Genomic DNA, 5860 nt, shown 5'->3' on the forward strand with positions numbered 1-5860 from the left:
ACATGGCGTAGCCGTCGACGCCGACATGAACACCGTCGACGGCTACGCCATGTCCTCCTGGGAGAACGGCTACGGCGACTTCGCCATGTTCCCCGACCTCGACACGCTCCGCCGCACGCCGTGGAACGAGGGCACCGCCCTGGTCGTCGCGGACCTGGCCTGGGCCGACGGCTCCCCGGTCGTCGCCGCCCCCCGCCAGATCCTGCGCCGCCAGCTCGAGCGCCTGGCCGGACTCGGCTACACCGCCCGGGTCGGCACCGAGCTGGAGTTCATCGTCTTCCGGGACACCTACGAACAGGCCTGGGACGCCGGCTACCGCGGACTCACCCCGGCCAACCGGTACAACGTCGACTACTCGGTGCTCGGCACCGGCCGGATCGAACCCCTGCTGCGCCGCATCCGCAACGAGATGGCCGCCGCCGGCCTCACCGTCGAGTCCGCCAAGGGCGAGTGCAACCCCGGCCAGCACGAGATCACCTTCCGCTACGACGAGGCCCTGGTCACCTGCGACCAGCACGCCGTCTACAAGACCGGCGCCAAGGAGATCGCCGCACAGGAGGGCGTGTCGATCACCTTCATGGCCAAGTACGACGAACGCGAGGGCAACTCCTGCCACATCCACCTCTCCCTCGCCGCCCCCGACGGCGCCGGCGCCATGCCGGGCTCCGGCCAGGACCCGGACGCCATGTCGGACGTCATGCGGCACTTCCTCGCCGGACAGCTCGTCGCGCTCCGCGAGTTCTCCCTGCTCTACGCCCCGCACATCAACTCCTACAAGCGGTTCCAGCCGGGCTCCTTCGCGCCGACCGCCGTCGCCTGGGGACACGACAACCGCACCTGCGCCCTGCGCGTCGTCGGCCACGGCCGTTCCCTGCGCTTCGAGAACCGGCTGCCCGGCGGCGACGTCAACCCCTACCTCGCCGTGGCGGGCATGGTCGCGGCCGGGCTGCACGGCGTCGAGCACGGCCTGGAACCCCCCGAGCCCTGCCGGGGCAACGCCTACTCCGCCGGCTACGAGCACGTCCCCACCACGCTGCGGGAAGCCGCCGAGCTGTGGGAGAACAGCACCCTCGCGAAGGCCGCCTTCGGCGACGAGGTCGTCGCGCACTACCGCAACATGGCACGGGTCGAGGTGGACGCCTACGACGCCGCGGTCACCGACTGGGAGCTGCGCCGCTCCTTCGAACGCATGTGAGGCCCCGTTGCCGCCCGACGCACCGCCCCTGCCCGGCGCACCGCTCCCGCCCGGCACCTCGCCCTGCGAAGCGCCTCCACCCGGCGAAGCACCCCCGCCCGGCGACCTGCGCGTGCTGAACCCCGCCACCGAAGAGGTCGTCGCCACCGTCCCCGCCGCCTCCGCGACCGACGTCGACACCGCCGTCGCGGCGGCCGCGCGGGCGCAGCGGACCTGGGCCGCCCTCGCCCCCGGCGACCGCGCCCGGATGCTGCGCCGCTTCGCCGCCGTCGTCGACGGGCACCGGGAGGAACTGGCCCGCATCGAGGTCGAGGAAGCCGGGCACACCCTCGGCAACGCGCGCTGGGAGGCCGGAAACGTCCGGGACCTGCTCGACTACGCCGCCGGGGGAGTGGAGCGGCTCACCGGCCGGCAGATCCCGGTCGCCGGCGGCCTGGACGTGACGTTCCTCGAACCACTCGGCGTCGTCGGCGTCATCGCGCCCTGGAACTTCCCGATGCCGATCGCGGCCTGGGGCACGGCACCGGCCCTCGCGGCGGGCAACGCGGTCCTCCTCAAACCCGCCGAGACGACCCCGCTCACCGCACTGCGCCTGGCCCGGCTCGCCCTGCAGGCGGGCCTCCCCGAGGGCCTGTTCCAGGTGCTCCCCGGCCACGGTCCGGTCGCGGGCGACGCGCTCGTCGCCCACCCGGGCGTCTCCAAGATCGTGTTCACCGGGTCGACCGCCGTGGGCCGGCGGGTGGCGGCCAAGGGCGCGGCGCTCCTCAAGCCGGTCACCCTCGAACTCGGCGGCAAGAGCCCCAACATCGTCTTCGCCGACGCCGACCTGGAGACCGCCGCGGCCGCCGCCCCGATGTCCTTCCTGGACAACGCGGGCCAGGACTGCTGCGCCCGCACCCGCATCCTCGTCCAGCGCCCGGCGTACGACCGCTTCCTCGACCTCCTCGCCCCCGCGATCGAGTCCGTCCTGGTCGGCGACCCGGCCGACGAGCGGACCGACATGGGCCCGCTGATCTCCCGGACCCAGCTGGACCGGGTCCGCTCCTACGTCCCCGACGACGCCGAGGGCATCCGGGGCAGGGCGCCCGAGGGCGGACCCGGCTTCTGGTTCCCGCCCACCGTCCTCACCGGCGTCGGCCCGCAGGCGCGCGCGGCCGTCGAGGAGGTCTTCGGGCCCGTCGCCGTCGTCCTGCCCTTCGAGGACGAGGCCGACGCGATCCGCCTGGCCAACGCCACCGACTACGGCCTGGCCGGCTCGGTCTGGACCCGGGACGCCGGCCGCGCCCTGCGGGTCTCGGCAGCCGTCCGCGCCGGGAACCTGTCCGTCAACTCCCATGCCGGCGTCCGCTACTGGACCCCCTTCGGAGGGTTCAAGCAGTCCGGTCTCGGCCGGGAACTCGGCCCGGACGCCCTGGCCGCCTTCACCGAGACCAAGAACGTCTTCATCAGCACCGTCCCGTCGAGCACGGAGGGCACCGCACAGTGAGCGAAGCGACCGAGGACATCGTCTGCCGCCGCCTGGCCGGCCGCAGCGCCGTCGTCACCGGGGCCGGCAGCGGCATCGGCCTGGCCACCGCCCGCCGGCTCGCCTCCGAGGGCGCCCGGGTCGTCTGCGGCGACGTGGACGCGGTGCGCGGCAAGGCGGCCGCCGAGGAGACCGGCGGCCTCTTCGTGCACGTCGACGTCACCGACCCCGAACAGGTCGAGGCCCTGTTCGGGGCGGCCTACGAGACCTACGGCGGCGTCGACATCGCCTTCAACAACGCCGGCGTCTCCCCGCCCGACGACGACTCCATCCTGGAGACCGGGCTCGACGCCTGGAAACGCGTCCAGGAGGTCAACCTCACCTCCGTCTACCTGTGCTGCAAGGCCGCGATCCCCTACATGCGCCGGCAGGGCAAGGGCTCCATCATCAACACCGCGTCCTTCGTGGCCCGGATGGGCGCGGCCACCAGCCAGATCTCCTACACCGCCTCCAAGGGCGGCGTCCTCGCCATGTCCCGTGAACTCGGGGTGCAGTTCGCCCGCGAGGGCATCCGCGTCAACGCGCTCTGCCCCGGTCCGGTGAACACCCCGCTGCTGCGGGAACTGTTCGCCGCGGACCCGGAGCGCGCCGCCCGCCGGCTCGTGCACGTCCCGCTCGGCCGGTTCGCCGAGGCCGAGGAGATCGCCGCCGCCGTCGCCTTCCTGGCCAGCGACGACTCCTCCTTCGTCAACGCCACCGACTTCCTCGTGGACGGGGGCATCTCGGGGGCGTACGTCACGCCCCTCTAGGGTCCCGCGGACGCTCGCCCTACAGTGCCCGGATGAGCATGACACCCGCACCCGGCTGGTACCCCGACCCGCACGCCCCCCACCTGGAACGCTGGTGGGACGGCACGGCCTGGACCGAGCACCGGCGCACCCCCGGGACTCCCGGCGGGCCGGTGCCGCCGGCGCCCGGCGCCTCCGGCGGCCGTACCCGGGTGAGCGCCCTCGCCGCGGCGGCGGCCGTGCTCGTCGCCGCGGCCGTCACCGGCACGGTGCTGCTGGGCGGCGACGGCGACCCGGAGCCCCGGACCGGCCCGACCGCCGCACCCTCCGCCCCCGCACCGGACGGCACCGGCCCCACCCCGTCCGGAACCCTCCCGGAATCCGCGTCCGGACCCTCCGCCGGCGCCCCGGACGTCGTCGAGGACCAGCTCAACGGCATCACCTTCCCGCTCCTCGACGGCTGGGTGCGGCCGGAGCACGTCAGCCAGGACGACGTCGTCATGACCACCCCCGGCACCCACGCCTGCCCGGGTGAGGGCAGCGTCTGCCGCCACGGCCTCGTCGTGTCCCGCACGGTGACCGCGACCGACGAGACCTCTCCCGAACCGCTCGCCGAGGAGGACGTCTCCGACGCGGCCGAGGAGGCCTTCGAGGAGGACGCCCTCGGCCAGGAGCCCTACGGCGGCATCGAGTCCCACCGGGTCGTGAAGTCCGGCCCGGTCGCGGTGGCGGGCCGTGCCGGGTACCTCGTCCGCTGGCGGGTGACGACCGGCGAGGGCCCCGGCGGGTACGTGCAGTCGATGGTCTTCCCCTCCACGGTCGGCACCGGGGCCCCGGTCGTCGTCCGCTACGTCTTCGAGGCGGGCGAGGGCGCACCGCCCCTCGCCGACATGGACCGCATCACCCGGGGCATCCGCGCGGCCGGCGACGCCGACCCGGGCGGCGGCGTGGGCGACAGCCTCGCCCCCCGCCCCGCCCCGGACCGGTCCTAGAGGAACGTCATGCCCTCGCCGCGGTACGTCGGTACGGTGTCCGTCACCGCGTCGCCCTCGATCAGCCGCAGCGCGTCGAACCGCTCGCACAGCTCGCCCGCCTTGGCGTGCCGGAACCACACCTTGTCCCCGATCAGCAGATCGTCGGCCGGCGGGCCCAGCAACGGCGTCTGCACCTCGCCGGCCCCCTCCTGGGGGTCGTAGCGCAGCCCCGCGGGCAGGCAGGGCACCGGCAGCCGGTCGGCGCCGGCCGCGCCGGAGGCCGGATACCCACCGCCGAGCACCGTGACCACGCCCACGCCCGGCCGCCGCACGACGGGCAGGGCGAAGAGCGCCGCCGGACGCCCGGTGAACGACGTGTAGTGGTCGAACAGCCGCGGTACGTACAGCCCCGAACCCGCCGCGATCTCGGTGACCGCGTCCTCGCCGGCCGTGTGCTGCACGCTGCCCGTACCGCCGCCGTTGACGAACTCCAGCTCCGGCACGACCTCCCGCACCGCCCGCACCACCGCCGCCCGCCGCGCGGCCAGCTCCCGCCGGGCGGCGGTCTGCATCAGCCGCACGGCCCGGGACCGCAGCGGCCGCCCCGCCACCGCGTCGCCCACCCCCGCGACATGACCCTCGTACGCCATGATCCCCACGACCTGGAACCCGGGGCGCCGGGCCACCGCGCGGGCCGTCTCGGCGACCTGGGCGGGGGAGTGGAGCGGGGACCGCCGGGCCCCGACCCGCACCCGGCCGCCGAGCAGCCGCAGCGAGGTGTCCAGCTCCAGACAGACCCGCACCACCTCGCGGCCGCCGGCCCGCGCGGCGTCGATCAGGTCCAGCTGGGCCGGGTCGTCGACCATGACGGTGACGGCGGCGGCGAGCTTGGGATCGGCGGCCAGCTCGGCGTAACCCGAGCGGTCGGCGGAGGGGTAGGCGAGCAGGACGTCGTCGAAACCGGAGCGGGCCAGCCACAGGGACTCGGCGAGGGTGAACGACATGACGCCCTCGAAACCGTCCCTGGCGAGCACCCGTTCGAGCAGGGCGCGGCAGCGCACGGACTTGCTCGCCACCCGGACCGGCTTTCCGCCCGCGCGGCGGAGCAGGTCGTCCGCGTTGGCGTCGAAGGCGTCCAGATCCACGATCGCGAGCGGGGCGTCGAGATGGGCGGTGGCCCGTTCGTAACGGGCCCGGTCGGAGGCGCGCGCAGTCATGAACGCAGCCTGCCAGACGGGTCTTCCGTACGGGTAGGGGGACGTTCCGGGCAGATGCCGCGGGCCCGCGGACTGGTTCCCGTCCGGACGGGATCACGCCGTAGAGTGACGCGCACGCCCGGCGGACCGCGCCGGACGACGGCCCGTGCCGGGATGACGCTCCTCCCGCACGGGTATCTGTGCCCGGGACGACTTCGTGCCGGGTCCGGCGGCAGACACCG

Annotated in this window: 5 protein-coding genes; 4 read left to right on the top strand and 1 reads right to left on the bottom strand. The window is 74.7% G+C overall.

All coding sequences use genetic code 11. The annotated features are described in order from the left end of the window. The 4 genes from AOK18_RS26635 to AOK18_RS26650 all read left to right on the top strand — a co-directional run. The coding region (locus AOK18_RS26635; RefSeq protein ID WP_055695987.1) for a glutamine synthetase family protein at nt 1–1195 on the top strand (1195 nt) is incomplete at its 5' end. A 112-nt stretch (nt 1196–1307) separates the two neighbouring features. Beyond that, complete coding sequence (locus AOK18_RS26640; protein WP_240503322.1) at nt 1308–2681, top strand: aldehyde dehydrogenase family protein; 1374 nt, start codon at nt 1308–1310, stop codon at nt 2679–2681. Then, nucleotides 2678–3469, top strand: a complete 792-nt coding sequence (locus tag AOK18_RS26645; RefSeq protein WP_055695988.1) for a 3-oxoacyl-ACP reductase — start codon at nt 2678–2680, stop codon at nt 3467–3469. The genes AOK18_RS26640 and AOK18_RS26645 overlap by 4 nt, the downstream gene beginning before the upstream one ends. Nucleotides 3470–3507: 38 nt before the next feature. Beyond that, a complete protein-coding gene (locus tag AOK18_RS26650; RefSeq protein ID WP_055695990.1) occupies nt 3508–4440 on the top strand; it encodes a DUF2510 domain-containing protein in 933 nt (310 codons plus the stop codon). Here AOK18_RS26650 and AOK18_RS26655 read toward each other — a convergent pair. Continuing rightward, nucleotides 4437–5639, bottom strand: a complete 1203-nt coding sequence (locus AOK18_RS26655; protein ID WP_055574785.1) for an amino acid deaminase/aldolase — start codon at nt 5637–5639, stop codon at nt 4437–4439. The two genes, AOK18_RS26650 and AOK18_RS26655, sit on opposite strands and share 4 nt — an antisense overlap. Between the last annotated feature and the right edge of the window lie 221 nt (nt 5640–5860).

It is taken from the genome of Streptomyces prasinopilosus, assembly GCF_001419695.1.
Lineage (GTDB): Bacteria > Actinomycetota > Actinomycetes > Streptomycetales > Streptomycetaceae > Streptomyces > Streptomyces prasinopilosus.